The organism is Hymenobacter sp. DG01 (assembly GCF_006352025.1).
In the GTDB taxonomy this organism is placed as follows: Bacteria; Bacteroidota; Bacteroidia; order Cytophagales; family Hymenobacteraceae; genus Hymenobacter.
In genome coordinates, this window is the sequence record NZ_CP040936.1 from 399,029 (window position 1) to 425,655 (window position 26,627).

Sequence of the window (26,627 nt, forward strand, 5' to 3'; positions counted from 1 at the left end):
AGTAGGGGGCAATATAGCAGGATTGGGTCGAGCAGCTACCGCCGCGCTCCTCGTGCTGGCAGGTATAAAAAAAGGCCCGTACGTTGCGGTACGGGCCTTTTGATGGGGTAGGGGCTGCGTTTACGGAAACTTGGGGTACTTCGAGAAGTCGGGCTTACGCTTCTCGATGAAGGCGTTCTTGCCCTCTTTGGCTTCCTCGGAGAGGTAGTAGAGCAGCGTGGCGTTGCCGGCCAGCTCCTGAATACCAGCTTGTCCGTCCAACTCGGCGTTGAAGCTCGATTTCAGCATGCGCAGGGCCAGAGGGCTCTTTTCGAGGATTTTGTGGCACCAAGCCACGGTGGTTTCCTCTAGTTGCTCCAGGGGCACTACTTTGTTTACCAGGCCCATATCCAGGGCTTCCTGGGCGTTGTACTGGTCGCAGAGGAACCAGATTTCACGGGCTTTTTTCTGACCCACAATGCGGGCCAAGTAGCTCGCTCCGAAACCGCCGTCGAATGAGCCCACGTTGGGACCGGTCTGGCCGAAACGGGCGTTTTCAGCCGCAATGGTCAGGTCGCAGACTACGTGCAGGACGTGGCCGCCGCCAATGGCCCAGCCGGCCACCATAGCTACCACGGGCTTGGGGATGGAGCGGATCATTTTCTGCAGGTCCAGCACGTTCAGGCGGGGCACGGTGTCCTCGCCCACGTAGCCGCCGTGGCCGCGCACGCTCTGGTCGCCGCCCGAGCAGAAGGCTTTGCCGCCCTCACCCGTCAGGATAATAACGCCGATGTCGGTGCGGTTGCGGCAGATGTCCATGGCTTCAATCATCTCCTGCACCGTGAGGGGCGTGAAGGCGTTGTGCACCTGTGGGCGGTTAATGCTGATTTTAGCAATACCGCCGTGCTGGGTGAAAAGAATTTCGCGGAACTCCTTAATCGGGGTCCAGGTAAGTTGTTCGGCCATAAGGTGGGCAGTAGTTAGGAGGAAAATGAGGTCCGGACCGCAGCCCGGTACTGTTCAAAGAACTCGGCGTTGGTCTGGCTGTCGGTGGTGATTTCGAGCAGACTGGCGCCGGATTCGGGTGCAAAGAAAACCGGTAGCGCCGACTCTAGTTCAGCGAAAGATGAAACGGCGAAGTAGCGCAGATTAAAATCACGCGCCGTATTCTCGGCCCGCAGCATCTGGCGCGTCTCAAAAAACTCTTCCAGCTCCGGCTGCTGGCGTGGCCCGTCAATCAGGCGGAAGATGCCGCCCGCGTGGTTGTTCAGCAGAATGACGCGCAGGTTGGGGGTAGGGTAGTTGTGCCAGAAGGCGTTGCGGTCATAGAAAAACGCTACGTCGCCGGTGAGCAGCACCACAGGCCGCTCGGGCCGGGCCAGAGCCGCGCCCACGGCCGTACTGTTGCAGCCATCAATACCACTAGTGCCCCGGTTCGCGAATACCTCTATGTTTCGGCCCGTCGGTAACCCCAGAATATTGGCGTAGCGCACGGCCATGCTATTAGCCAAATGCAGCGCAGCATGGTCGGGCAGCTGTTGCAGGGCCTGGTAGATGGCCGTAAATTCATTGAACGGCTGGTTGGGCTGCTGCATGAACTCCTGCAGGAAGCCGTTGGCCCAGTTTTCCGCAGCCAACCAGGGTTTCAGATAAGCAGCTTTGGTGGTCATCTGCGCTTCGCTGAGCTGTCCGCTGTTATCCGGCCAGGTAAGCCTTGGCGTGCCCATGGGGGTAGGGGCCAGAGCCACGCGGGTGGCATCCTGAGCAGCAGTATGGCTGGGCGCGGTAATGGTTGAATTCGAATCTTCAGAAGCTGTGGTTGCGCCAGGAATCGAACCTAGATGAAGAGCTTCAGAAGTACCTATACTATCCGTTTTATTAGGTGCATCCTCCGTCAGCAGAGTGGCAAAGAAATTGGCCGGCTCCATGCGAATCGTCTTGGTCAGCGACTGAAACGTGTCGGCCACTACGCCTGCCGCTTGAATGTGCCAGTGCTGGGCTGGTTTGGCGTTGCGCAGATAGAGCTTCAGGGCTTTGGAGATGAGCGACTGGCCGAATGTAATCAGCAGCTCGGGCTTCAGGGCTTCCTTCAGGCCCGGTTCCGGCACGGCCATAAATACATCCTGGCGGCCCAGAGGCTGCAGGCGTTGGTCGTAGCCGGGCGCGGCGGGCAGGTGCAGGTTGGCAATCAGGTCGCCGACTACCGGCACCTGGTAGGCTGCCGCAAACCGGCGCAACGCCAGCAGCAGGTCCATGTCGGCCGGGTGCTGACCGGCTACCACCAGCACGCGGCTGGTGCTGCGAATGGCTTCGGCTAGCTCCGCGAGGGTAGGAGCCGGCAACTGGGGCCGGCCCGGCAGCTCGCGGGTTACTTTCACTGGGCCAAACGTCAGCTCCTCGCCAGCTTTGGGGTAGAAGGGCTCCCGCAGCGGCACGTTCACCTGCACCGGTCCGGCCGGAAACTGCTCCGCCAGCCCAATAGCTTCCGACACCAAGCGCGTGGCGTGCCACTGCGCATCGGCGTGGGTGGTATCGGTAGGAAAGGTGAACGAGCCTTTGGCATGGGCCCCGTACAAATCCATCTGCCGCACGGTCTGGCCGTCCAGCTGGTCAATCCATTCCGGGGGGCGGTCGGCAGTGAAGACTACCAGCGGAATCTGCTGAAAATACGCCTCTGCCACAGCCGGAGCGTAATTCAGGCCCGCCGTGCCCGAGGTGCATACCAATGCCACGGCCCGCCGCTGCGTCTGGGCCAGCCCCAGTCCGATAAAGGCCGCCGCCCGCTCGTCCGGCACCGTCCGTACCCTGATTTCCGGATGGCGCGCGAAGGCAATGGTCAGCGGGGCGCACCGGGAGCCAGGCGACAGTACTACATCCGTGACACCCAGCCGGGCACAGATTTCAGGGATGTTATGAACAGCTTGGAGGGAAGACATGGGGTAGGGAGTAGGAGCAGTAGCGGAAAGCAGATTCGCCGGAATGGTTGCCGGAGCGAGGCTGTAACCAATAGTTATACTTGGATGTCTTCAGGCTTTACCCCAACCTCGCGCATAATGTCGCAGGCCACATCATAAAGAAATTCCCGTTCCTCAGTGTCAAAATCGTCGGTGTCCCATTCCTCCAAAAACGACTGCACAGCAGCCGTCAACTCCGAGCTGCCCGGCGCGGCCGTGCGCAGCACCGACTGCAGATGGCGTACAAAACTCACAACGGACTGTTGCATCTCCTGCTGTACATCGTCATCGGAAGGGCGCAGGCCGCGGGCATCCCAGCTTTCCGCCGGAAAATTATTGCGGGTGACGTAGGCTTCGAGCTGCTGATGGAGGGTAGTGCTCATAGAGGAAAGGGCAAGTAAATAACGAAGCTTTGTTTACGCTCAAGCCGGGGAAGGTTCCTGCAGAATAGCTCCTACGGTGCGCAACTTCAATTCGGTTTCCTGCCACTCACGGGCGGGGTCCGAGTCACTAGTGAGGCCGGTACCGGCGTAGAGAATGGCTTCCTGGGCGCGCAGCTGTAGGCAACGGAGGTTTACGTAGAGGCGAGCTACGCCGGCGTCGGGTAGGTTGACGGGGCCTAGGAAGCCCGCGTAGTAGGCGCGGTCGTAGCCCTCGTGGCGGCGCAAAAACTCCAGGGCCGGTTGCTTAGGTACGCCGCCCACGGCGGGGGTAGGGTGCAGCAGCCGCAGCATATCGGTACCAAGGGTAGGGAAGGGAACCTGGGTGAGGTACACGGCAAAATCGGTGCGCAAGTGCAGCATCTGGCCCGCCGCCACCGTGCGCGGACCCCGCTCATCGTACTCGCGCAGGCGCAGTTGCTTAAAGCAGTTCACAATGTAGCGGGCCACCATGGCGTGCTCCTCCAGGTCTTTGTGGGCCCATTTGGCCGTAGCCGGCTTCATACCCGGCAGCAGGGGCTGGGTGCCCGCCAGAGCCATCGTCCGGAATACCTGGTCCTCGTCGATTTCAGCCAGCACCTCCGGGGTAGCGCCCAGCCAGGTGCCTACCCCCGGCGCACTCACCAACGATACGAAGGCATTGGGGTAACGCTCCTGTAGCTCGGCAAAGGCGGCCAGGGCGTCAAACCCCGTCGGCAGCGCCCGCCGCACCGCTCGGCTCGATACTACCTTTTGTACCGTACCGGCCTCAATGGCCGCTACCCCGGCCGCTACCAGCGCCTCGTACTCGGCCTGCGAAGCTGTGACGGGCGCTGGCTGCCGGCTTAGGTGCCAGGGAAGGTTGGCGGTTTCGGGGAGGGTAGCAAACCGTTGCCGCAGCTCCGGGAGCCGGGCCGCTGCCGCCGCACTCACCTGAATTTCCTCGGGCTTCGCCAGGTCGAAAAACAGGTCGGCGGGCAGGAACAGCGGCGGGTTGTGGTCGGAGTCGCGGAAGGGAAAGAAGGCAAAACCGGCCGGCGCCGTGGGCTCCAGCGCGGGCGGCAGACCCACGTAAGCAGAATCAACTTTCAGGCTCAGACAGAGGCGGGGCTGCTCGGCGCCGGGCAGCCGCCACAGGGCTACGGGCCGGCCGCTGGTCAGGGCCAGGGCCACCAGCCGCCGCAGCCGCTCCGCTACGGGCAGCTCGGGCTTCCAGGCAATGCGCTGCAGGTTGCTCATGCCTGTGGTTTTGCCTGCGGAATATCAATAACCGCCATGGTAATACGGCTGATGCAGACCAAAGCGCCGGTTTCCTCGTGGGTAATCCGGATTTCCCAGACCTGCGTGCTGCGCCCAACGTGCAGCGCCGTGGCCCGCCCAACTACGTACCCGTCGCGCACGCCTTTGATGTGGTTGGCATTGATTTCCAGTCCCACGCAGGCCTGTTTGGTGGGGTCGAGCTTGGTGGCGGCGGCCACGCTGCCCAGGGTTTCGGCCAGGGCCACCGAGGCGCCGCCGTGCAGCAGGCCCATGGGCTGGTGGGTACGCCCATCTACCGGCATGCGGCCTTCCAGATACTCGTCGGTGAGGGCGGTGAGTTCAATGCCGAGGGCGTCGGCCAGGGTAGGGCGGGTGCTGACCCACTGTTTGATTTGCTCCAGCGTCATGGATGAGGGCGGGGTGGAAGAGGCGGGGTCATCCCGGAAAAAGGATGCGGCCTCTCTTCCGTTATAACAAAGTCGGCGCCCGATGTTCTGGCCCAACCTACCCTGCCTCTACGTAAAACAGAAGAACAAACTCTGCCCTCTGGCACGTCCTTTCCAGCGAAAAGGCCGTACTTTAAAGCAGAAACAGCAAAACTAGCGGGAAAGTGAGCGTCAAAAAAATCTACCTCATCCGCCACGGGCAGACCGATTTCAACGTGCGCGGAATTGTACAGGGCAGTGGCGTCGATTCCTCGCTGAATGAGGCTGGGCGTCGGCAGGCGGCGCGCTTTTTCGCGGCCTACCGTCATGTGCCCTTCGATAAGGTGTACACCTCCGTGCTTCAGCGCACCCACCAGTCGGTGCAGGGCTTTCTGGAGTTAGGCCTACCCCACGAGCAGCACGCAGGCCTCAACGAAATCAGCTGGGGCACCCGCGAAGGCACCCGCATTACCCCCGAGGAAGACGAGGAATACCACCGGGTGCTGCAGGACTGGAAGGCTGGCCGCACCCACGTGCGGATGGAAGGCGGCGAAAGCCCCGACGACGTAGCAGCCCGCCAACGCCCCGTAATTGAGCTGCTTACCTCGCGCCCCGAGGAAGAAACCGTGCTGGTGTGCATGCACGGCCGGGCCATGCGCGTGCTGCTCTGCCAGCTGCTGGGCTACCCCCTCAGCCAGATGGATTCCTTCGAGCACCACAACCTCTGCCTCTACCAGCTCGACTACACTGGCTCTATGTTCACCGTCCGCAGCTTCCTGGATGTGCGCCACCTGCAGGAGGCGGTATGAGCAGTAGCACGGGCTTTAGTCCGTACTTCGTAAAGCCGTCCTGCTTTCGGGGCAAGGCGACGGACTAAAGCCCGTGCTACACCCTGACTGAAAAAGAGCCCCCACTGAAAAGGCCGGCCGATTTTCTTACAGGCGAAAATTCGCTGTTTTCTACCCGCTCCCAGAAGAGTGCCTTTCGTTTGCACCCCCAAAAATTCGGGCTAATTTTGGCCCCACTCAACCCAACGAAGACGCAGATGGCCGAACTCATAAAAATGCCCAAAATGAGCGACACGATGACCGAAGGGGTCATTGCCTCGTGGCTCAAAAAAGTAGGCGACAAAGTGAAATCCGGGGATATCCTGGCTGAGGTGGAAACCGACAAGGCCACGATGGAACTCGAAAACTACGAGGACGGTACCCTGCTTCACATCGGCCCGAAAGAAGGTGAATCCGTACCCGTAGATGGTCTGCTGGCCATTGTGGGTAAGGAAGGTGAAGATATTTCCGCGCTGTTGAACGGTGGCGGTGCTGCTCCGGCTCCCGCTGCCGCCGAAGCTCCTAAAGCAGAAGCCGCGCCTGCTCCGGCGCCCGCGCCTACTCCCGCACCCACTCCAAGCCCGGCCCCGGCCCCCGCAGCCGCTCCGGCTGCTGCCCCCGCCGGCAACGGCAAGAAGGCCACCATCATCCGGATGCCCAAAATGAGCGACACGATGACGGAAGGCACCATTGCCGCCTGGCTGAAGAAGGTAGGCGACAAAGTAAAATCCGGTGATATTCTGGCCGAAGTGGAAACCGATAAGGCCACCATGGAGCTGGATAACTACGAAGATGGCACCCTGCTTTACGTAGGCCCGAAAGAAGGCGAAGCCATTCCGGTTGATGGCATTCTGGCCATCATCGGGGAAGAAGGCGCCGATGTGCAGGCCCTGCTTGGCGGTCAGTCGGGGGGTAGCACCTCGGCCGCTCCGGCCGCGGCAGAAGCTGCTCCGGCTGCTGCTACTTCGTCGGCCCCGGCTCCGGTGGCTGAGGAAGCCGCTCCGGCCCAGAACGGTGGCCGCATCTTCGCCTCGCCGCTGGCTAAGAGCATTGCCAAAGACAAAGGCATCGACCTGAGCACCATCAAGGGCTCGGGCGAAAATGGCCGTATCGTTTCCCGCGACTTGGAAAAAGCCCAGCCCTCAGCTGCCGCTGCTCCGGCCGCTGCCGCCGCTCCTTCGCAGCCGGCCCAGCCCGCCACGGTTCAGTCGGAGTACATTCAGGCCGCTCTGCCTGAGCAGCCGAAAGCCGCGCCGGCTCCGGTGGCTGCTCCGGCCGCTGCCGAAGGCACCTACATCGATACCCCGGTGTCGCAGATGCGCAAGGTTATTGCCCGTCGTCTGTCGGAAAGCTTGTTCACGGCTCCGCATTTCTATCTGACGATGGAAATCCTGATGGACCGCGCCATGGAGGTTCGCACCCAGCTCAATGCCCTCTCGCCGGTGAAGCTCAGCTTCAACGACATGGTTATCAAGGCGTCGGCCGTGGCTCTGAAGCAGCACCCCGCCATCAACTCCTCGTGGCTCGGCGACAAAATCCGCCAGAACAAGGTGGTGAACATCGGTGTGGCCGTAGCCGTGGACGAAGGCCTGCTGGTGCCCGTGGTGCGCAACGCCGACGGCAAAGGCATGTCGCAGATTGCTACGGAGGTGAAAGAACTGGCCGGCAAAGCCAAGAGCAAGAAGCTGCAGCCGAGCGAGTGGGAGGGTAGCACCTTCACCATCTCCAACCTGGGCATGTTCGGCATCGAGGAGTTCACCGCCATCATCAACCCGCCGGATGCCTGCATCCTGGCCGTGGGTGGCATCAAGCAGACTGCCGTGGTGAAAGATGGCCAGCTGGCCATTGGCAACGTGATGAAAGTGACCCTGAGCTGCGACCACCGGGTCGTGGACGGTGCCACCGGCGCTGCCTTCCTCCAGACGCTGAAAAGCCTGCTGGAAGACCCCCTGCGCATGCTCATCTAAGCAGCATACCCAGTACAGAAGCAGAAAAGCCAGTCCCGCCGGGGCTGGCTTTTTTGTTGGGCCAAAGGCAGGAAAGCACTGGTAAAAGCGCGAAGTGCCGCGCCTCGGCATGGTTCCGGGTATTAAGATATAGCACCCCGCAACTGCGCAAGATTCGGGTGGCGCCGGCCGGGGTGCGGCGGTACTTTTGGTTTCGTACTACCCCCTTCGTCTTATGCAACCTTCGCAAGCAGAGCTGGATTACGCCCGTGTGGAGCAGGCCATTGAGTACATTGCCAGCCACGTCAGCCAACAGCCTTCCCTGGATGATATGGCCGCGCACGTACACCTGAGTCCGTTTCACTTTACCCGCCTGTTCACGCGCTGGGCCGGCACCAGTCCGCAGCGGTTCCTACGGTATCTGACCAAGGAATATGCCCGTCGAGTGCTACTGGAGTCGGGCGACGTGCTGGCGGCCACTTACCGGGCGGGTTTGTCGGGGCCCAGCCGCCTGCACGATTTGTTTGTGACCTACGAGGCCATGACCCCGGCCGAGTACCGCGCCCAGGCCGCCGGCCTGACCATTCGCTACGGCTTCCAGACTACCCCCTTCGGGGAATGCCTGCTGAGCCTGACCGACCGAGGCATCTGCGGGCTGACGTTTCAGGCTGCAACCCAGCGGGAAGCGGCCCTGGCAGAGCTGCGCGCCGCCTGGCCCGGCGCCACGCTGCAGGCAGCCGAGGCGGAAACGGCGGCCGTAGCGACACAGCTTTTCGCTACCCCTCCCGCCCCGGGCAAGCCGTTGCCTCTGCTGCTGAAGGGCACTAACTTCCAGATTAAAGTCTGGGAAGCGCTGCTGCGCATTCCGGCGGGCATGGTGGTGTCGTACCGCCACCTGGCGGCGGCTATTGGGCAGCCCGGCGCCAGCCAGGCGGTGGGCGGGGCCGTGGGGGCCAACCACATCGGCTACCTTATTCCGTGCCACCGCGTGATTCAGCAGCACGGCGGGCCGGGCGGCTACCGCTGGGGCAGCGCCCGCAAGCAGGCCCTGCTGGGCTGGGAAGCCGTGCGCGCCGGACAGGCCGACGGCAAAGTCCACGAGTAGGTCGGTAGCACCGTAGCAGTACAAATTCATTGCAAAATCACTATACTTACCGGCGGTGGGAGCTACGCCGGCGGCACCCGATTGTAAAGCGTTCAATCGAGTAACAGTATGAAACAGACTATACTAGCAGTAGCGCTGTCAGGGGTAAGCATTGGTGCCTTCGCGCAGGTCCAGACCATTAGTGGGCAGATAGTAGATAGCGCCGGCAAGCCCGTAATTGGGGCTACCGTGGTGGAAAAAGGCACCAACAACGGCACCGCCACCGGCAACGACGGGCACTTTACCCTTCGCTCCCGCACGGCTACCCCCCGCCTGCAGGTAAGCTCCATCGGGTACGCCTCGCAGGAGGTAGATGCGGCGGGCGGCACGGTAAGCGTGCGGCTCACCGATGCTTCTACAGGTTTGGGCGAGGTGCAGGTGGTAGGCTCCCGCAGCCAGAACCGCTCCGTTACCGATTCACCCTCGCCCGTTGATATTATTGACCTTCGGGAAGTGACCACCAAAACCGGTCAGCTTGATGTAAACCAGCTGCTGCAGTTCGTGGCGCCCTCGTTCAACTCCAACCGACAGACCGGCTCCGACGGGGCCGACCACGTGGACCCCGCCACCCTGCGCGGCCTGGGGCCCGACCAGACCCTGGTGCTGGTAAACGGCAAGCGCCAGCACCAGTCGGCCCTGGTGAACCTGTTTGGCACCCGCGGCCGCGGCAACACCGGCACCGACCTGAACGTGATACCAGCCGCCAGCATCGAGCGAATAGAGATTCTGCGCGACGGGGCTTCGGCTCAGTACGGCTCCGATGCCATTGCCGGCGTTATCAACATTGTGCTGAAAAGCTCGGTGAAGGAGCTGACCACCAACGTGAACTACGGGGCCTACGACGCCAAATACCGCTTTGATGACGAGAGCTTCGACGGCGGCAACTTCAACGCCAACCTCAACTACGGGATTGGACTGGGGCAGAAGGGTAGCTTCGTGAATGCCACCGTGGACTACAACCTGCGCGAACACACCCAGCGGGCCAACGTGCCCAACGCCGACGGCCTGGCACGCCGCGAGTACGGCGACCCGGAAATCCGCAACCTCTCGGGCTACCTCAACTCCCGCTTCGCCCTCAGCGACCGGTCGTACTTCTACGTGTTTGGGGGTGGTAACAAGCGCAAGGGCGACGCCTACGCATGGACCCGCTTTGCCGACGACGACCGGAACGTGCCGGCTATTTACCCCAACGGCTTCGACCCCATTATCAGCAGCGACATCTGGGATGCCTCGGCGGTGGCGGGGCTGCGCACGGCCCTGGGCGAGTGGGAGCTTGACTTGAGCAACAACTTTGGCTCCAATCGTTTCGAGTACGGAGTCAAAAACACGCTTAATTCCTCGTTGGGGGCTTCTTCGCCGACCTCGTTCAACGCGGGAGGGTTTCAGCTCCAGCAGAACGTAGTAAACCTGGGCCTGACGCGCAATTACAAAACCGTGCTGCAGGGCCTGAACGTGGCCGCCGGCGCCGAATGGCGCCGCGAGTGGTATTCGCTGTTCGCCGGCGAAGAGGCCTCCTACCGCAACTACGACCCCCAATCCGGAGCGGCCAGCGGCTCCCAGGGTTTCCCGGGCTTCCAGCCCACCGATGCCATCAAAGCTCAGCGCGACAACCTGGCGGCCTACGCCGATGCCGAGTTGAGCGTAACCCAACGCTGGCTGCTGGCCGGGGCCCTGCGCTACGAGCACTACTCCGACTTCGGCAGCACCCTTAACTACAAGCTGGCTACCCGCTTCAATCTTACCGAGTTCCTGACTTTGCGTGGCACTTACAGCACTGGGTTCCGGGCGCCCTCGCTGGCCCAGGTGAACTTTAACTCCACCTTCACCAACTTCATCAACGGCGAGCCAGTGGAAGTGCTGCTGGCCCGCAACAACAGCGCCGTAACCCAGAAGCTGGGCGTGCCCAGCCTCAAGCAGGAAACCTCCAACAACGCCAACATCGGCCTCACCAGCCGCATCGGCTCGTCTTTGAGTCTGACCCTGGACGGCTACTACATCAAGGTCAAGGACCGGGTGGTGCTCACCAGCCAGTTTTCCGCCGATGACCCCGTAATCGGCCCCGACCTGCAGGCCCTGAACGTGGACCAGGCTCAATTTTTCGCCAACGCTGCCGATACCCGCTCCATTGGGCTTGATGTGGTGCTGAGCCACACGCTACCCCTGGGCGCCGGCCGGCTGAACTCTACGCTGGCGGCCAATGTCAACAACCTCAAAATTGACCGGGTCCGGACTTCGGGCCGCCTGACGGGTAGGGAGGAGGAGTTTTTTGGGGCCCGGGAGCAGGCTTTCGTGAAGGCGTCGGCCCCGCCCTCTAAAATCAACCTCACCTTCGACTACCAGCTAGGACGTTTCGGGGCCCTGGTGCGCTTCGTGCGGTTTGATAAGATTACGCTCATCGACTGGGATGGCAACCCCATGAAGTACGACCGGCGCGTCACCACCGACCTGACTCTGAACTACGCGCTAACCAACCACTTGCAGTTCATTGTGGGCAGTGCCAACCTGTTCGACCGCTACCCCACCTTGTTCGACCCGCAGCGCACGGAAACCGGCGGGGCCTGGGACCCGGTGCAGATGGGCTCGAACGGCCGGTTTTACTTTGCTAAATTGCAGGCCCGTTTCTGAGTAGGTGTCAGCCTGTGCATCTGTCATCCTGACGAAGGAAGGACCTCTACCGGGAGTAATTACCCGTGGTAGAGGTCCTTCCTTCGTCAGGATGACAGGCATTTTTTCTGGCCCGAAGAAGCTGACAACGGGCCACTATAAACGCACAAACTGAACTATGAGAATCCGCTCCACTACTGTGCTGGGCATACGCCACAACGGCGAAGTTGCCCTCGGCGCCGATGGCCAGGCCACCATGGACAAGCACGTAGCCAAAAGCAACGTGCGTAAGGTCCGCAAGCTGCAGGATGGCAAAGTAGTAACCGGCTTTGCCGGCTCTACCGCCGATGCCTTTATGCTGCTTGATAAGTTTGAGGAAAAGCTGAACGGCTATGGTGGGCAGCTACGCCGTGCGGCCATTGAGCTGGCCAAAGAGTGGCGCAAAGACCAATATCTGCGCAAGCTGGAAGCCATGATGGTGGTAGCTGACAAAGACGAACTGCTCATCATTGCCGGCACCGGCGACGTGCTGGAGCCCGATTCCGATGTGGCTGCCATCGGCTCCGGAGCCATGTACGCCCAGGCCGCGGCCCTGGCCCTGAAGAAGCACGCTCCCCACCTCACCGCCCGCCAGATGGTGGAAGACGCCCTGCACATTGCCGCCGACATCTGCATCTACACCAACCACAACCTCATGATTGAGCAGCCCAGCTAACAGCTGCTCCCGTGCGTCACATGACCGAAGACCTGATTTACTACAACTCGCGTAAGCGCCACGCGCTGCTCACCTTGGCCGGGCTGGCGTTTGTAGCTATGGGGGTGTTTATGATTGTGACAAAAGGCAACTGGGCTCTGGGGCTGATAACCATCGTCTTCTTTGGGGCCTGCGCCGCGGTAGGGGCCTGGCAGTTTTTCGACACCCGGCCGCGCCTGCAAATCACCGACGAAGGCATCCTGGACCGCACGCTGGGCGTGGGCCTCATTCCCTGGACTGATATTGCCGACGCCTACGTGCGCTCCATCAACCACGAGTATTTCGTTTGCCTGCAGGTGCATGATGAGGCGGCCTACCTGAGCCGCCTCCCGGCGCTGAAGCGTAAGCTGGCGGGTGCCAACGCGGCGCTGGGCTTTACACCTCTCTCCATCAACCTGAGCGGCGTTGACCTGAATGCGGAGCAGCTGCTGGAGTACATTCTGAAGCAAAGTGCCGCCGCGCAGTCTCATTTCCCTGATCTGTCTAAATAACGTTGCACCAGTCCGTGGCCCACTGTTTTGCTCTAGCGTATCCCAGTCCAAGCAGCCGGTATAGCCAAATCAGCTCACTCAGCAGGCTCTCATGAAGAAGAAAGCATTTGATTTCCGGGCACTAGGCGAATCATTGCAGGCCGATACGCAAGATTTTCTGGATACGTATGGGACCAATCATCCAGAGGACGGACCTCTGGTAGCGTTCTGCCTGTATTTCGATTCGCAGGGCGCTGTCCATAGTCTCCTACTACCCCACAAGGCACTGACTCAAAAGATTAGCGTAGATGATACGGCGGATTGGTTTCAATATGCTGAACACGTCGACGCCCGTCTGTCAGAACGAACCGAAGCACTGCTGAGCGACTACGAGGAGTTGTTTTGGGATGAAGATGCAGACGAGGAAGAGAATGAAGCGGTAATCCAGCAGTTTCACCAGATGATAACCGACGTTATGCAGCGTCTGACATTTGAGAAGCTGCCCAAAACCGACGACTTCGTGTACTACGCCGATGCTATGGACGAAGACTACAAAGCTTGGAACGCCACCATTCCCCCGGCTTTGTTGAAGAAGCATTTCGACCAATAAGCCAGAGTGCATGGCCTTTTTGCAAGCAACCCAGCCCTAATAGCACACTATTCAGAATCTTCGATATAGGGCATCCTGATTGAACGATTCCAGCCTTTTTTTTGATAGAACACTGACACCCACAAGCACAGAACACACGACTCAATGAACGTAACGAACTTCCTCAAGCACCACTACCGCCACTTCAATGCCGCTGCGCTGATTGATGCCGCCGAAGGCTACAACAAGCACCTCGCGGAAGGTGGCAAGATGATGATTACCCTGGCCGGCGCCATGAGCACCGCCGAAATGGGCATCCAGCTGGCTGAGCTGATCCGCCAGGACAAGGTGCAAATCATCAGCTGCACGGGTGCCAACCTGGAAGAGGATATCTTCAACCTGGTAGCCCACGACTTCTACGAGCGGGTACCTAACTACCGCGACCTGACGGCTGCCGACGAGCAGGCCCTGCTGGAGCGCCACATGAACCGCGTAACCGATACCTGTATTCCGGAAGAAGAGGCTATGCGCCGTCTGGAGCACTCGGTACTGAAGTTCTGGGAGCAGGCCGACAAGGCCGGTGAGCGGTACTTCCCCCACGAGTTCTTCTACCAGATCCTGAAGTCGGGCGAGCTGGAGCAGTACTACCAGATTGACCCCAAGGACTCCTGGATGCTGGCCGCCGCCGAGAAAAACCTGCCCATCATCTGCCCCGGTTGGGAAGACTCCACGCTGGGCAACATCTTCGCGGGTCACGTAATCAGCGGTGATATCAAGAACGTGCACACCGTACGCACGGGCATTGAGTACATGATTTACCTGGCCGACTGGTACACCAACCAAGCCACCGAGGAAAGCAAAGTAGGCTTCTTCCAGATTGGCGGCGGCATTGCCGGCGACTTCCCCATCTGCGTGGTGCCCATGCTGCACCAGGATCTGCAGCGCACTTCGGTGCCGCTGTGGGGCTACTTCTGCCAGATTTCGGACTCGACTACCTCATACGGCTCGTACTCCGGTGCCGTGCCGAACGAGAAAATCACCTGGGGCAAGCTGGGCCAGGACACGCCCAAGTACATCATCGAGTCGGATGCTACCATTGTAGCCCCGCTGGTGTTTGCCATGGTGCTAGGCCAGTAATGGCTGCCTGAAGCAATAAGTAAAAAGCCCGCCGCTGACATTCAGCGGCGGGCTTTTTTTATAAGGAGCGCTTGGCTCAGGGGCAGTGGTTTACCGGATAGGCTGAGCTTATGAAACTACCTGGCAGGCTGGGGCGTCGGGGCATGGCTGGCAGCAGAGGTAGGGGCCCTTCTTTGCTGAAAGTCTTTGAGAAGGGTAGGGTCCTGGCGGATAAGTGAAGCAATGATAGCCACGTACACCAGCATGATGCTGGCAAACAGTAATATCGTTTGCAGGACCACGGTACCGATGCTGCGCGCCCATTTGGCTCCTACGGATAGGCGGGCCGGCTCCAGCAGCTGGCGGTACACCCAGGCGGTATATACCGTGAACGGCAGCATACCTAGCACCAGATATTGCTGCAAAACCGGGAAATACGGTATCAGCAGCATCATCGGGAGCATCACGACGGTGGAAATAACGGTGGTGGTGCCTGATATAAACGCCTGACTTAGCAGCATCTCGGCAAAATTGAACCGCGCCGGCCGCAGCAACCAGGTCGCCAACAGGGCGTTGCCGGGGAGGAGAACAACGTAGATCAGGGTCGGGTATTTGGTGTAGAGCTGCAGGTAGCGCTCCATGGTCAGCTGTAGCAGGCGCGGCATGTCGGCCTGTTGGCTGGCCGCCATCGGGTTCATGCCTACCGCCGAGAGTAGCAACATGCACACGGCACAAATCAGGAGTAAGTAGGAAATGGGCCGGAAATGCTGGGCCCGGCGGCCCGCCATGTATTCGTGCAGGGTAGCGCCCGGCCGCGTCATCATCTGCCGGAACGTATAGCCGATGCCCTTATCAACGTGCCAGATGGAGTGGGGCAGGTCGTGGAGCAGCAGGAAGCGCAGCGTCAGGCGGTGCGTGTGGTGGACATCCTGCCCGCAGTGGCCACAGAACCGGTCCGCGACCAATGTGCCGCAATTCAAACAGGCGGCAGGGGCGTGCTCCGATGAGTGGGCCGCCACGCCATGAACCGAGTGCGCCAACTCAGGGTCAATGGCTATGGTTTGGGTAGCAGTAGCTTGCATATAGAATACAGTGGATGTTATTGAAATTAAGAGATTTATTATAGGAATAGCAAGAAAAAGCCCGCCGCTGAAGCTTCAGCGGCGGGCTTTTTCGATAAGTAGGCTTACAGCCGCATCAGCGTCATTTCTTTTCCAACGCCATAATTTTCCGAATTATACTATCTCTGTTTTTTGCGGCTAGCATCCAATGAGGAAGCCGGTTTTGTAAACTCTGATTGCTCCATCCGTAGGGCGTTTGTGTCCGCTCGCGCAATCCCGCTCCTAAGAATTGCTTAAGCCACGCCAAATGAGCGAGATTGTAAGCATAGAGTACCTCGCCTTTGTATCCTGTTTGGTACCAGAGAGGATAACGGAAGAAGCTGTCAACAGGCGGGCCAGTGAGAATTCCTTCATACTGCTCATAATTTGAGTGAGCTGTCACGAAGGAGTTTGCGTCGCCATCCCAAATTCTATGGAATAGGCATCCATGACACAAAAAAGAGGCTTCCCAGATGTTGCTGTAAGACGAAGTCACCTGTGCTTTTGAACCGCATCTAGGACATTCAACTGATATTTCAGTCATGAATTCAGCCAGAGAGCGATATTCAAATTTCATGGGTACTTAATTTGATGTGGATCCTTAAGACTGCTTACGCCAGTTCCGCCACGCGCACCTCTTGTGGCAACCTCACCGCCTCAAAAGCCTGGCTCAAATCCAGCATCAGGTCCCGTGGGTCTTCCACCCCGATGCTCAGGCGAATCATTTGGCTAGTGATACCCATTTCGAGCTGGTCGACGGGTGTGATGTCGGAGTGGGTCATGGTGGCGGGGTGCTCGGCCAGGCTTTCGGTGCCGCCCAGGCTCACGGCCAGCTTGATGAGGCGCAGGGCATTGAGGAAGCGGAAGGCTTCAGCCTCGCCACCCCGAATGTCGAAGGAAATCATGGAGCCGGGCGAGAGGCAGTGGCGGCGGTAGATATCCTGCTGAACGGGGCTGTGCTCCAGGTGGGTGAGGTAGTAAGTACGCGCCACCAGCGGGTGCTCCCGGAGCCAGTCGGCAATGACCTGGGCCGAGGTAGCGGCGCGCTCCATCCGCAGCTTTAGCGTTTCAAGGCTGCGCATGAGCATCCAGCCGGTGTTGGGGTCGCACATGGTACCCATGAAGGTGCGCATACCCTTGATTTCCTTCATAAGGGCCTTGTTGCTGAGTGCGGCGCCGGCAATGAGGTCGGAGTGGCCGCCCAGAAACTTAGTGGCCGAGTACAGCACCACATCGGCGCCGTGCTTAAGCGGATGCTGGAACACGGGGCCCAGGAACGTGTTATCCACCACGAGGCGCACGGGCTTTTCGAGGGTGCTGTATTGGCGGGCCAGGGCGGCGCAGGCCTCCAGGTCCACGAGGTGGTTGGTGGGGTTGGCGGGCGTTTCCACGAAAATCATGGCCAGGCGGCCGGGCGCAATGGCCGCGGCCTGAGCCGCCAGCTCCTCGGGTGTGGCGGTGGGCAGGAAGCCCCTGGCCTCGATACCAAACTTGCGCAGCACGTTTTTCAGGAAGAAGTCGGAGCCGCCGTACACGAGCTCGGAGTGCAGCACCACGTCGCCGGGCTGCAGCAAAGCCAGCAGGGTAGTGCTGATGGCGGCCATGCCCGAGGCAAAGGTGGCAGCTTCCTCAGCCTCATCCCAAAGGCACAGGCGGTTCTCCAGAATCTCGAGGCTGGGGTTGTTGAGGCGGGAGTAGATCAGGCCCATTTCCTCATCGGGGCCCTGCTGGCGCAGACCGTAGGCCAGCTCGAAAAAGGCTTTGCCCTCCTCCGCATTGGCAAACACGAAGGTGGACGTCTGAAAAATGGGCGGCTTGATGGCGCCTTCGCTCCAAGCGGGCGTGTAGCCGTAGCTCATCATCAGGCTCTCGGGGTGGAGGCGCTGCCCGCTGATACAGGCGTGGTCATGAGGGTTCGTCATGATGGAAAGGGGTAGGGTGGGAGGAAAGGTTGGATTCTGCTAAGGTAGCCTTTCTGATAAACCATGAGGGGAAGCTCTGGCAGAGTTGCAAGCCGTACCTTCGGGCGTTCCTCACCAGCTTTCTCCGTTATGCCCCTCGACCTTGCCAGCTTTCTGCACCACACGCCCGTAAGCGAGAAAACGGTTATTTACCTCCACACCGACGAGGAAACGGTCATTTCCTACGAAGCCCTGCTCATTGCCCAGACGCGCTTCCGCAAGCTCTTCATCACGCTGGAGCCCAAGCGCCGCTACCTCGTGCACACCGAAGTGCCGGGCGAAGAGGAGCCGGAAATAGACTTTTTAACGGATTACGAAGAAGTGGAAGCCCTGCTGGAAGACGCCGGCCTCGACGGCATCCACGACGGGGAGCAAGGTATTCTGTATCACAACCTGCTCTTCCTGCTGATGAACCCGTAGTCAGTTATCAGTTGTGAGTTGCCGGTTGTCAGTGCAACATTGCCTGGCAACTGGCAACCGGCAACTCACAACTCAACGTCCCGTGTAATCGGCCAGCAGACCTTCATAGATCCAATTGGCAAGGGCCTGGCGGTTGTCGGGAACCAGGAAGCGGCGCTGATCCTTGGAGTTGCGGATGTTGCCCAGCTCCATAAACACGGCCGGGGCGCGGCTATTGCGCACCTCATACAGCGTTCCGCGCTCCGACACGTTGCCGGAGTAGGGCCGGTTGGGCTGAGCCCGCTTATAGCGCGCCGTGAATACCTTGTGAATGTTCTTAGCCAGCCGCAGCCCCAGCGCGTTGCCGGGGTGGTGGTAGAAGAATACATCAATGTTCTGGCCCGCGCTGCGGCTGTCAACGTGCAGGGCAATGAGCCGCTGGTAGGCGCCCTTGTGGCGGGCGTGCAGGCGGTTGACCTCGGCAATACGCTTACGCAGCCGGTACACCTGGCTGAGCGGAATTACCTGGTTGGGGTAGCCGATTTCGTCGTGGTCTGTTTTCAGGATGGCCTCGTCGCGGATACCGTCGTTGGGGTCCTGCACCATCATATATACGGTGGCGCCGTGCTCCATCAGCACCCGCGCCAGCCGGATAGTCACGTCGTAGGCGTACTCATCCTCGGCCAGCTTGCTGTTGCCATAAGTACCGATAGCGCCGGGGTCGGGGCCGCCGTGGCCGGGCGAGAGGTAGTACACCGCGCCCCGCAGCGCCCGGTCGCGGACAGGTACGGGGCTGTACGCGGGCCCGAAGAGCTTGGAGGGCAGCATGGGGGTAGTACTCAGGCCATGCGAAGTAGCGGCGCGCGTGGCCGTGCTACGGGTAGCGGCCGCTGTTTTGGAACGGCTGGTGGTTTTGACCGCAGCTTTCGGTGCTGAGCGGTGCGGAAGCAGATAAGTGCGCCCGATGATGAGGCCGTTGCGCCTGGTGAGGTTGGCCCGGTTCAGCTGCTGAAACTGGCGCAGGTGCTGGCTCGGGTTCAGGCCGTTGCGGTAAAGCAGCGTATTCACCCCGTCGCCGGGTTTGGCTACCGCCCGCCGGTACTTGCTCTGGCCCAGGGCCAGCGAGGAAATCAGAAAAAGCAGACCGAAAAGAACAGCAGAGCGCAAAAGCAGAAGGAATCTGGTGAGAGTAACAAAGGCCGCGAAAGCCCCGCAAAGCTACGTTGGGCGACTCAGGGCGCCGTCGGTCCTGGCCTTTATGAAGGCTAAAACCGTACTATAGCGCAAAAAAGGCAGTAAATCTTTACAATACGAACAAAACCGGCCCGCAGCCATGCCCGGGCCTATCCTGAATTACGCCCATGACAACCACACGCCCCATTCCCAAAAAGCTTCTGGCGCGCCAGCACGAAATAACCGCCGACTTCCGGCGCGCCGTAGATGAGCACCTCCAGGATGTAGTAGCGGGGCGAACCACGGAAATGCTCGAAATCCGGGACCTGGCCGAGCAGCTCCACATCCACCCCACCCACCTGAGCAACACCATCAAGCTTACTACCGGATACTCGCCCTGCTATTATTTCGAGGGGCGCATTATGGAAATAGCCCGCGAGCAGCTCCGTGACCCGCGCCGGTCCGTGGCCGACATTGCCACTGGCCTCACCTACGACCCTTCCAACTTCACCAAGTTCTTTAAGCGCTTCCAGGCGTGCACGCCCAAGCAGTACCGCGAGCAGGTGTGGGCCGAGCAGCGGGTGGCCGCAACATCGGAAACTGTCACCATTTAAACTGAACTACTCACCATACTTCCGGGCCGGCGGGGTAGCACCTTTGCGCTGTTCACTTCAACTCCGAAACGTATGAGCAGCAACAAAATAGCCCTGGTTACCGGCGGCAGCCGCGGCCTCGGTAAAGACATGGCCCTGAGCCTGGCCCGCAAAGGCACTGATGTACTGTTTACTTACCACAGCAAAAAGGACGAAGCCGAGGCCGTGGTAGCCGAAATCCAGAGTCTGGGCCGGCAAGCGGCCGCGCTGCAGCTGGATGTAGCCGACAGCAAAAGCTTCGACGCCTTCTTTGAGCAGGTGCGCGCTACCCTGCACAATACCTTCCAGGCCGAGCAGTTCCACTTCCTCGTCAACAACGCCGGTGTAGCTCTCTACGCCCCCTTCGCGGATACCACCGAGGAGCAGTTCGATGAGATGGTAGCCGTTCACCTGAAAGGACCTTTCTTTTTGACCCAGAAAGCGTTGCCGTTGCTGGCCGATGGCGGGCGTATCATTAATATCTCCTCGGGCCTGGCGCGCTTCGCCCTACAGGGGTCCTCGGCCTATGCCAGTGTGAAGGGGGCCATTGAAGTGCTGACCCGCTACCAGGCCAAGGAGCTGGGCGCCCGCGGCATTGCGGCCAACGTGGTAGCGCCCGGCGCCATTGCCACCGATTTTGGCGGCGGCCGGGTGCGCGACGATGAGCACCTGCATCAGTTTGTGGCCTCGCAAACGGCCCTGGGCCGGGTAGGCCAGCCCGAGGACATCGGCGGGGTAGTAGCCTTCCTGTGCTCTGAGGAAGGCCGCTGGGTGAATGCCCAGCGCATAGAGGCCTCGGGCGGCATGCTCTTTTAAGTAGCATTCCCGTAGAGCACACAAGCAAAACGCCTCCCGAACTCAGGTCCGGGAGGCGTTTTGCTTGTGTTACTTCATTGAGCTCAGATGCGGAACGCGGGGCGGTCGGGGTTCCAGATGCCCCACGGAATCATTACCAGCACAATCAGCAAGGCAATCAGGAACCAGGTGAAGGCTTTCTTGTGCTTCACGATGGGGTCAACGGCTTTCTTGGAGAGCGAGCGGCCCACCTGAGCGGCTACTACGGCCAGTATCATCCCGACCAAGTGCTCTACGGCGAAGAAGCGGCTACCCGCGTCCTTCATTACCGCGCCGCCCTGGGTTTCAAAGGCCTTTACTCCGTAAGGGCTCAGGGCGAAATACAGAATCAGGCCCAGCAGCAGCTGCAGGTGCATGGAGCCCACGAAAGCAGCGCCCATACCATTGTCGGCACCGGTCCAGGGGCGGCCCTGGCGGCCCACAAAGGCCCGGTAAACGGCAATCAGCCCGAAAATCAATACCAGCCAGCGCGTCCAGGAGTGCACGGCAAGAACGATGGAATATGCAGTCATAAGCAAGGAAAAGGTGAGTTGGAAGCCGTAAAGGTCGCAGCCAAGCCCGGAAATGCAAGGCAAATGCTGGGAGGTTTGGCAGTAGGAGAGGGGTAGGGAATGGCTATGCCTCCGACTCAAACAAAGTCGGCAGCGGCTCGTGTTTGTGCCCCTCGAAGGTGAAAATCTTTTCCGGGATAAACTGCTCGCCTTCCTGCCGCAGAATAGCCAGGTTGTTGATGCTGAGCTTCAGGTTGAACGTGTGCTGGTTGAGGTACTGCATTACCGGGCCCAGCAGCTCGGGGGTGGTATCGTGCAGGGCCAGGGAAATGTGGGGCAGCCAGCAGTCGGGCCCGCTGAACTTGTCGGTACGCAGGCACAACGGGGCCGTGGCCTGCAGAACGCGGTGGTGCAAGTTGTTCAGGACATCGGAGCGCAGCACCGGAATGTAAATCACCGGGTTGGGACCCGGAAAAACCCCCAGGCCCGTGGTAAATGCCGCGAAGGGCTGGGTGTGGCGGGCTACCTCGCGCAGCACCTGCTTCAGGGCCGAGAGCTTCCGCACCCCGGCCAGCTGGTAGGTAATGTGCGGATCCGGCGTGGCCTGCACGTCGTCCAGTCCAAACTCAGCCTCCAGGCTCTTGATCAGGCGGTTAATCCGCTCCGCGTTCTGCGGGTTCAGAAGAGAAGTTATGGCCAGCATCGGTTCTTTAACTGAAAGCACTGCGGATTGGTTGGCCCCCACGGGCCCGGGAATGAGTACGTAAGGCAGGCTTTGCGGCCGGCCTTCAACAGGAAAATCGTGCTAAAATACACGCTGCCGCCAACCAGTCCTCCTAAGTAGCACCCGCTTTCCGCATCCTGCCCTACCCCTTCGCCGTAAGCCAGCCGTGTTTCCTTCGGACGTAGTATCTGTTCCAGCCGCGCTTCCGGCCGCTCCCCGTCGCCATTGGGGGCGTTGGCTGCTTGTTCTTTTACTGGGTTTGGCCCTGGTAGTGGGGGTAGGGCTGACGTTCTTCCTGGACCCCTGGCTGCGCCATACTCTGGAGCGCCGGGTGCAGGAAAGCAGCCACGGCCGTTACCAGCTGCGCATTGCCGGGCTGCCAACCAGCTTGTGGCAGGGTAGCGCGGTGCTTAGTGGCATTCGTATGCGCACGGCAGCTGCCACCCCCGATTCCGCTAAACTGCCAGCCCTGAGTCTGGCCCTGCCTCGCCTGCGCGTGAGCGGAGTTGGGCTGCTGGCCCTGGTACGCCGCCGCGAGGTGCCCATCGACAGCATTGCCCTTGACTCCCTGACCCTGCGCCTGGCTGCCCTGCCCCAAGGAGGTAGCAAACAGCCCCTGCATAAGCAGCTGCCGGTACCCGGAGTCCGAGTGGGTACGCTGGCTTTGCGCCATATCCGGATTGCCTATGGGTCAGAAAAACAGCCCACGGTACGTCTGGGTGAAAGCACGCTTTTGGCTGAGGATATCTGGCTGAGTGCGGCCGGGGCCGCCGACTCGGGCCGGATTGCCTACGCCGCGACTCTGGCGGCCCAGGTACACGGAGCCGCCGTACGCGTGCCCGGTCACGAGCTGCGGCTGGTGCGAGCGGCCTTCTCTTCGGCCAGTCGGCAGCTGCAGCTCGATTCCGTGCTGATTCACCCGCAGCAGCCCATCAGCCATGTCCGCACCCCAGCCGTGCGCGTGAGCCTGGCGCTGCCCCGGCTGGTGCTGGGCAGCCTCAGCCGAGGCTGTTTCCGGGCCGATACGCTCCGGGTAGCGGCCCCCCGTCTGGCCCTGACCCTGCCGGCCCAGGCGCCACCCAGCCTGCCGGAAATGCTCCGGCCCTACCTGCGCGAGTGCCGACTGAAACACCTGCGCCTGACTGGGGGGCAGGTGCGCGTGGCTGGGGTGGCGCTGGCCCCGGCTGTAACGGGCGTAAGCCTCTTGGGCACCGACTTGCAGGTGCTGCCTGACCGCAAAGCCGCCACCGATATATACTACGCCCGGGCCTGGCAGGTGCGCACCGGCCCGGCCACGGCTATCCTCGATGCTCCTTACTACCACCTGTCGTGGCGGGGCTTGCGGGCCGATAGCCAGACGGGCCAGATCCGGGTGCTGAACGCGCTGGTGATGCCTACCCTAAGCGTGGCCACGCTGGCCCGGCGCAAGGGGCACCAGACGGCGCACGTTACGGTCCGGCTGCCGGAAATCAGTTTTTCGGGTCTTAGCTTTCCGGCGGCTACCCGCCAGCAGCTGCGCGCGGTTTCTCTGGTGCTGCGGCGCCCCCAGGTAAGCACCCGCAGCGACGGCCGCTTCCCCATAAACCCTGCTCCCTCTATTGTAACGCCGGAAGCGCTACGGCGTCTGCCTTTTCAGCTGCACTTAAACCAGCTGCGTATTGAGCAGGCCACCATCCGGCTAAGCTACCGCGCCCCCCGCGACCCGCAGCCCGGGGTGATGAATATTGACCGGCTCAGCGTAGCGCTGCGCAATGTGTGTACCAGCCCCGCGCACATGAGCGCCGCCTCGCCCCTGACTGCAGAAGCCACCGGGAGGGTGCAAAACCGATGTCAGGCCCGGCTAACCCTGCGGGCCAACCTGCTGGATGCCGCCGGCCGCCACACGCTGGCCGGCGAGTTCGGGCCCACCCCGCTTTCTATCCTGAACTCCATGATAGTGCCCACCCGGGGCCTGGCCCTGCGCAGTGGCACAGTGCGCCGCATCCGGTTTCAGATGAGCCTGGACCAGGCGGCCGCGCGGGGTACCCTGTGGGGCGAGTATGCTGATTTGAAGCTGCAGCTGCTCAACCAGCAGGAAAAGCCCGGCCTGTTTCACCGCCTGGGCACCTCCGTGGTTAACGGTGTCTTCATCCGCGACAATAATCCGCGCCGGCTGGGTGAGGCCGTGCAACCCGGTCGTGTGCTTTCCGCGCGGGAAGCGCGCTTTTCGGTTTTCTCGCTCTGGCGCCAGGGCCTGGTTAGTGGTATGCTCAACAGCGCCGGGGTTCCGGCGGGTCTGTCCAAAAAACTCAGTGAGGCCAAATAAGCGCCCAGCCAACCACGGCCCCCATAACCTAACTCCCGATGGACGGAAGAAATAGGCTGGGGTTGAGAGGGCCTAGCTGATAACCCGCTGTTGCTGTAGCCAGGTCCGGGCACTAGGCAAGTCACTGAAAGAAGCAACAATGGGGTTTTCAATGGTATGGATAATACTCTGGGCCACACGCTTGTTTCCGGTGTGGTAGGAGGGGTAAATCCAAGCCAGATAGCGCAGGCCAGCCACATACATAGCATGCAGCCAGCTGACGCCCCAGGTAGTAAGCTCCACAGCCATGCTCGTCACGTTGGAGTTGTCGTTCAGGATTTTAGTAGAAGGCCATTGGCTGAGCGCCTCCAGCATCAGGCCGCATCCGACGCGCGCGGACTCCTGGTCATGCTTGCCCCGCCAGTCGGCGTAAAGCCACTTGTTGGTATAGTCATAGCTGATAATGAGGCCGGGAGTTTCCAGGATAATGTGCTGCATACATACTAAACAGAGAAAGTAGAAAGAAGGGAATGGCCTCTTAAGACGACCGAAGAACGTTAGGAAGCGAAGCGCAGATATATCGGCAGTTAGTGAAATAAGGCCCGGTCCTGATCAGAAAGTACCCTTGAGGTGCTGCCTGAGGGCCGGTCGGGGCAATTCAATGTATGAACATAGCTGATAGATTCGAGAACTGGTAACCTGCTGACTTCGGGCGGCCCGTTGGCTTAGGCCTAAGTGCCGCCCGCGGCCGTGGGAGCCCGCTCGCAACCGGCGGTGGGGTAGGGGCGGCCCCACTAGGCGTTGCATCAGATTCCCTCTATCTTGAAGGCACAAACCCACTTTCTATGAACCGCCGAATATTCCTGCGTAACGGCTCCCTCGCCGGCCTCGCCCTCTCCACCCTGTCGCTGGGGGCCTGCTCTACTACCCCCGAAAAAACCACTAACCCCACCGATGGGGACGCGGCAGCTGATGGTGGCCCCGATACCAGCTTCGAGCTGCACGAAGCCACCGTGGCCGATTTGCAGGAGAAAATGAAAAGCGGACAGCTCACCGCCCGCCGCATCACGGAGCTGTACCTGCAGCGCATCGAGCAGATAGACAAAGCCGGCCCCCGGCTGCACTCGGTGCTGGAAACCAACCCCGATGCCCTCAAGCTGGCCGATCAGCTGGATGAGGAGCGCAAGAACGGCAAGCTGCGCGGCCCTCTGCACGGCATTCCGGTGCTCATCAAAGACAACATCGACACCGCCGACCAGCAGCAAACCACCGCTGGCTCCCTGGCCTTGGCCGGGCACAAGGCTCAGCAGGATGCCTTTATCGTGAAGAAGCTGCGCGAGGCCGGGGCCATTGTGCTGGGCAAAACCAACCTGAGCGAGTGGGCCAACTTCCGCTCCACGCGCAGCACCAGCGGCTGGAGCAGCCGCGGAGGCCAAACCAAGAACCCCTACATCCTCGACCGTACGCCCAGCGGCTCCAGCTCCGGCTCGGGCGCGGCGGCGGCGGCCAACCTGTGCGCCCTGGCCATTGGCACCGAAACCGACGGCTCTATTGTGTCGCCGGCCTCGTGCTGCGGACTGGTGGGTTTCAAGCCAACGGTGGGCCTGTGGAGCCGCACGGGCATCATTCCTATCTCCGCCACCCAGGACACGGCTGGCCCTATGACGCGCTCTGTGCGCGACGCGGCCATTCTGCTCGGGGCCCTGGCCGGCGAAGATGCCGCCGATGCTGTAACCAAGGAAAGCCCCGGCAAAACCCAACCCGACTACACCAAATTTCTGGACCCCAACGGCCTGAAGGGTAAGCGCCTGGGCGTGGAGAAAGGCCACCTCACGGGCGCTTCCGACGCCATTCCGCTACTTAAGCAGGCCGTGGAGCTGCTGAAAGCCCAGGGCGCCACGGTGGTGGAGGTAGAGGTAGAAAAGCAGACCGACCCGCTGGGCCAGGCCGAGTACGACGTGCTGCTCTACGAATTCAAGGATGGCGTAAACAAGTACCTGGCTACGGCCGGCGCGGGCGTCAAAACCCTCACCGACGTCATTCGCTTCAACACCGAAAACAAGGCCAAGGCCATGCCCTTCTTCCAGCAGGAAATTCTGGAAAGCTCCGACAAGTTGGAGGGCCTGCAGAGCCCCAAGTACCAGGCTGCCCTGCGCAAGTCGCACCAGGGCGCCCGCACCGCCCTCGACACGGTACTGCGCGAAAACAAGCTCGATGGACTGGTGGCCATCACCAACGCCCCGGCCCGCTGCATCGACCTGATCAACGGCGACTCGGGCGGCGGCCCGGGCTTTTCGTCGTCGGCGGCCATGGCGGGCTACCCCCACATTACGGTACCCATGGGCCAGGTGCACGGCCTGCCGGTAGGCCTCTCGTTTGTGGGCGGCGCGTACCAGGAGGGGCCGTTGCTGGGGCTGGCTTACGCTTACGAGCAGGCCTCCAAGAAGCGGGCGGCCCCAGCCTTTAAGGCGCCGTTTGTGGGGTAGCCTATTGATTGCCAGGCTGCCAGGGGGTAGGCGGA

Annotated in this window: 25 protein-coding genes; 13 read left to right on the forward strand and 12 right to left on the reverse strand. The window is 60.9% G+C overall.

Features of this window, described 5'->3' with window-relative positions; translation table 11 throughout:
* Positions 1-120: 120 nt before the first annotated feature.
* From menB to FGZ14_RS01630, 5 genes are all read right to left on the reverse strand, one after another.
* Entirely contained in the window at positions 121-945 is an 825-nt protein-coding gene (menB, locus tag FGZ14_RS01610) for a 1,4-dihydroxy-2-naphthoyl-CoA synthase (protein ID WP_139920521.1), read from the reverse strand.
* Between the two features lie 14 nt (positions 946-959).
* On the reverse strand, positions 960-2,915 hold the full coding sequence (gene menD, locus FGZ14_RS01615; protein ID WP_139920524.1) for a 2-succinyl-5-enolpyruvyl-6-hydroxy-3-cyclohexene-1-carboxylic-acid synthase: 1,956 nt from the start codon (positions 2,913-2,915) through the stop codon (positions 960-962).
* Between the two features lie 74 nt (positions 2,916-2,989).
* Positions 2,990-3,316: a hypothetical protein gene (locus FGZ14_RS01620; protein WP_139920526.1), complete on the reverse strand. Its 327-nt coding sequence runs from the start codon at positions 3,314-3,316 to the stop codon at positions 2,990-2,992.
* Between the two features lie 39 nt (positions 3,317-3,355).
* Complete coding sequence (locus FGZ14_RS01625) at positions 3,356-4,591, reverse strand: chorismate-binding protein (RefSeq protein WP_139920528.1); 1,236 nt, start codon at positions 4,589-4,591, stop codon at positions 3,356-3,358.
* Positions 4,588-5,019, reverse strand: a complete 432-nt coding sequence (locus tag FGZ14_RS01630) for a hotdog fold thioesterase (protein WP_139920530.1) — start codon at positions 5,017-5,019, stop codon at positions 4,588-4,590. The genes FGZ14_RS01625 and FGZ14_RS01630 overlap by 4 nt, the downstream gene beginning before the upstream one ends.
* Positions 5,020-5,222: 203 nt before the next feature.
* On the opposite strand from FGZ14_RS01630, the gene FGZ14_RS01635 reads away from it, so the two are divergent.
* From FGZ14_RS01635 to FGZ14_RS01670, 8 genes are all read left to right on the forward strand, one after another.
* Positions 5,223-5,846 (forward strand): histidine phosphatase family protein, encoded by a 624-nt coding sequence (locus tag FGZ14_RS01635; protein WP_139920532.1) that lies wholly within the window; start codon positions 5,223-5,225, stop codon positions 5,844-5,846.
* 236 nt (positions 5,847-6,082) lie between these two features.
* Positions 6,083-7,831, forward strand: coding sequence for a pyruvate dehydrogenase complex dihydrolipoamide acetyltransferase (locus FGZ14_RS01640; protein ID WP_139920534.1), 1,749 nt, complete (start codon positions 6,083-6,085; stop codon positions 7,829-7,831).
* Positions 7,832-8,045: 214 nt separating this feature from the next.
* A complete protein-coding gene (locus FGZ14_RS01645; protein ID WP_139920536.1) occupies positions 8,046-8,915 on the forward strand; it encodes a methylated-DNA--[protein]-cysteine S-methyltransferase in 870 nt (289 codons plus the stop codon).
* Positions 8,916-9,023: 108 nt separating this feature from the next.
* Positions 9,024-11,579 carry a TonB-dependent receptor gene (locus tag FGZ14_RS01650; RefSeq protein ID WP_139920538.1) on the forward strand — a complete coding sequence of 852 codons (2,556 nt, stop codon included), beginning with the start codon at positions 9,024-9,026 and terminating at the stop codon, positions 11,577-11,579.
* 157 nt (positions 11,580-11,736) lie between these two features.
* Positions 11,737-12,273, forward strand: a complete 537-nt coding sequence (gene hslV, locus FGZ14_RS01655) for an ATP-dependent protease subunit HslV (RefSeq protein ID WP_139920540.1) — start codon at positions 11,737-11,739, stop codon at positions 12,271-12,273.
* Positions 12,274-12,293: 20 nt separating this feature from the next.
* A complete protein-coding gene (locus FGZ14_RS01660) occupies positions 12,294-12,803 on the forward strand; it encodes an STM3941 family protein (RefSeq protein ID WP_180754454.1) in 510 nt (169 codons plus the stop codon).
* Between the two features lie 91 nt (positions 12,804-12,894).
* Entirely contained in the window at positions 12,895-13,392 is a 498-nt protein-coding gene (locus FGZ14_RS01665; protein ID WP_139920544.1) for a hypothetical protein, read from the forward strand.
* Positions 13,393-13,536: 144 nt separating this feature from the next.
* The gene (locus tag FGZ14_RS01670) at positions 13,537-14,508 is read left to right on the forward strand and encodes a deoxyhypusine synthase family protein (protein WP_135531563.1); all 972 of its coding nucleotides are present in this window, start codon (positions 13,537-13,539) and stop codon (positions 14,506-14,508) included.
* 116 nt (positions 14,509-14,624) lie between these two features.
* Here FGZ14_RS01670 and FGZ14_RS01675 read toward each other — a convergent pair whose 3' ends face one another.
* From FGZ14_RS01675 to FGZ14_RS01685, 3 genes are all read right to left on the reverse strand, one after another.
* Complete coding sequence (locus tag FGZ14_RS01675) at positions 14,625-15,569, reverse strand: DUF3667 domain-containing protein (protein ID WP_139920546.1); 945 nt, start codon at positions 15,567-15,569, stop codon at positions 14,625-14,627.
* Between the two features lie 121 nt (positions 15,570-15,690).
* Complete coding sequence (locus FGZ14_RS01680) at positions 15,691-16,164, reverse strand: hypothetical protein (RefSeq protein WP_139920548.1); 474 nt, start codon at positions 16,162-16,164, stop codon at positions 15,691-15,693.
* Positions 16,165-16,198: 34 nt separating this feature from the next.
* Entirely contained in the window at positions 16,199-17,509 is a 1,311-nt protein-coding gene (locus tag FGZ14_RS01685) for a cystathionine gamma-synthase family protein (RefSeq protein WP_139920550.1), read from the reverse strand.
* A 129-nt stretch (positions 17,510-17,638) separates the two neighbouring features.
* On the opposite strand from FGZ14_RS01685, the gene FGZ14_RS01690 reads away from it, so the two are divergent.
* Positions 17,639-17,968 carry a hypothetical protein gene (locus FGZ14_RS01690; RefSeq protein ID WP_139920552.1) on the forward strand — a complete coding sequence of 110 codons (330 nt, stop codon included), beginning with the start codon at positions 17,639-17,641 and terminating at the stop codon, positions 17,966-17,968.
* Between the two features lie 72 nt (positions 17,969-18,040).
* Here the strand turns inward: FGZ14_RS01690 and FGZ14_RS01695 are convergent, their stop codons facing one another.
* On the reverse strand, positions 18,041-19,114 hold the full coding sequence (locus FGZ14_RS01695) for an N-acetylmuramoyl-L-alanine amidase (protein WP_257883317.1): 1,074 nt from the start codon (positions 19,112-19,114) through the stop codon (positions 18,041-18,043).
* A 194-nt stretch (positions 19,115-19,308) separates the two neighbouring features.
* Here FGZ14_RS01695 and FGZ14_RS01700 point away from each other — a divergent pair, with 194 nt between their 5' ends.
* Positions 19,309-19,734, forward strand: a complete 426-nt coding sequence (locus FGZ14_RS01700; RefSeq protein WP_139920554.1) for an AraC family transcriptional regulator — start codon at positions 19,309-19,311, stop codon at positions 19,732-19,734.
* 72 nt (positions 19,735-19,806) lie between these two features.
* Entirely contained in the window at positions 19,807-20,568 is a 762-nt protein-coding gene (locus FGZ14_RS01705; RefSeq protein WP_139920556.1) for an SDR family NAD(P)-dependent oxidoreductase, read from the forward strand.
* Between the two features lie 83 nt (positions 20,569-20,651).
* On the opposite strand, the gene FGZ14_RS01710 is transcribed toward FGZ14_RS01705, so the two are convergent.
* On the reverse strand, positions 20,652-21,119 hold the full coding sequence (locus FGZ14_RS01710; protein WP_139920558.1) for a hypothetical protein: 468 nt from the start codon (positions 21,117-21,119) through the stop codon (positions 20,652-20,654).
* Positions 21,120-21,222: 103 nt separating this feature from the next.
* Entirely contained in the window at positions 21,223-21,801 is a 579-nt protein-coding gene (locus FGZ14_RS01715; protein WP_139920560.1) for a 2'-5' RNA ligase family protein, read from the reverse strand.
* Between the two features lie 280 nt (positions 21,802-22,081).
* Between FGZ14_RS01715 and FGZ14_RS01720 the strand changes: the two genes are divergently transcribed.
* On the forward strand, positions 22,082-24,127 hold the full coding sequence (locus tag FGZ14_RS01720; protein ID WP_139920562.1) for a hypothetical protein: 2,046 nt from the start codon (positions 22,082-22,084) through the stop codon (positions 24,125-24,127).
* Positions 24,128-24,199: 72 nt separating this feature from the next.
* Here the strand turns inward: FGZ14_RS01720 and FGZ14_RS01725 are convergent, their stop codons facing one another.
* Complete coding sequence (locus tag FGZ14_RS01725) at positions 24,200-24,604, reverse strand: hypothetical protein (protein ID WP_139920564.1); 405 nt, start codon at positions 24,602-24,604, stop codon at positions 24,200-24,202.
* Between the two features lie 347 nt (positions 24,605-24,951).
* Between FGZ14_RS01725 and FGZ14_RS01730 the strand changes: the two genes are divergently transcribed.
* Positions 24,952-26,592, forward strand: a complete 1,641-nt coding sequence (locus FGZ14_RS01730; RefSeq protein WP_139920566.1) for an amidase — start codon at positions 24,952-24,954, stop codon at positions 26,590-26,592.
* Positions 26,593-26,627: the final 35 nt, after the last annotated feature.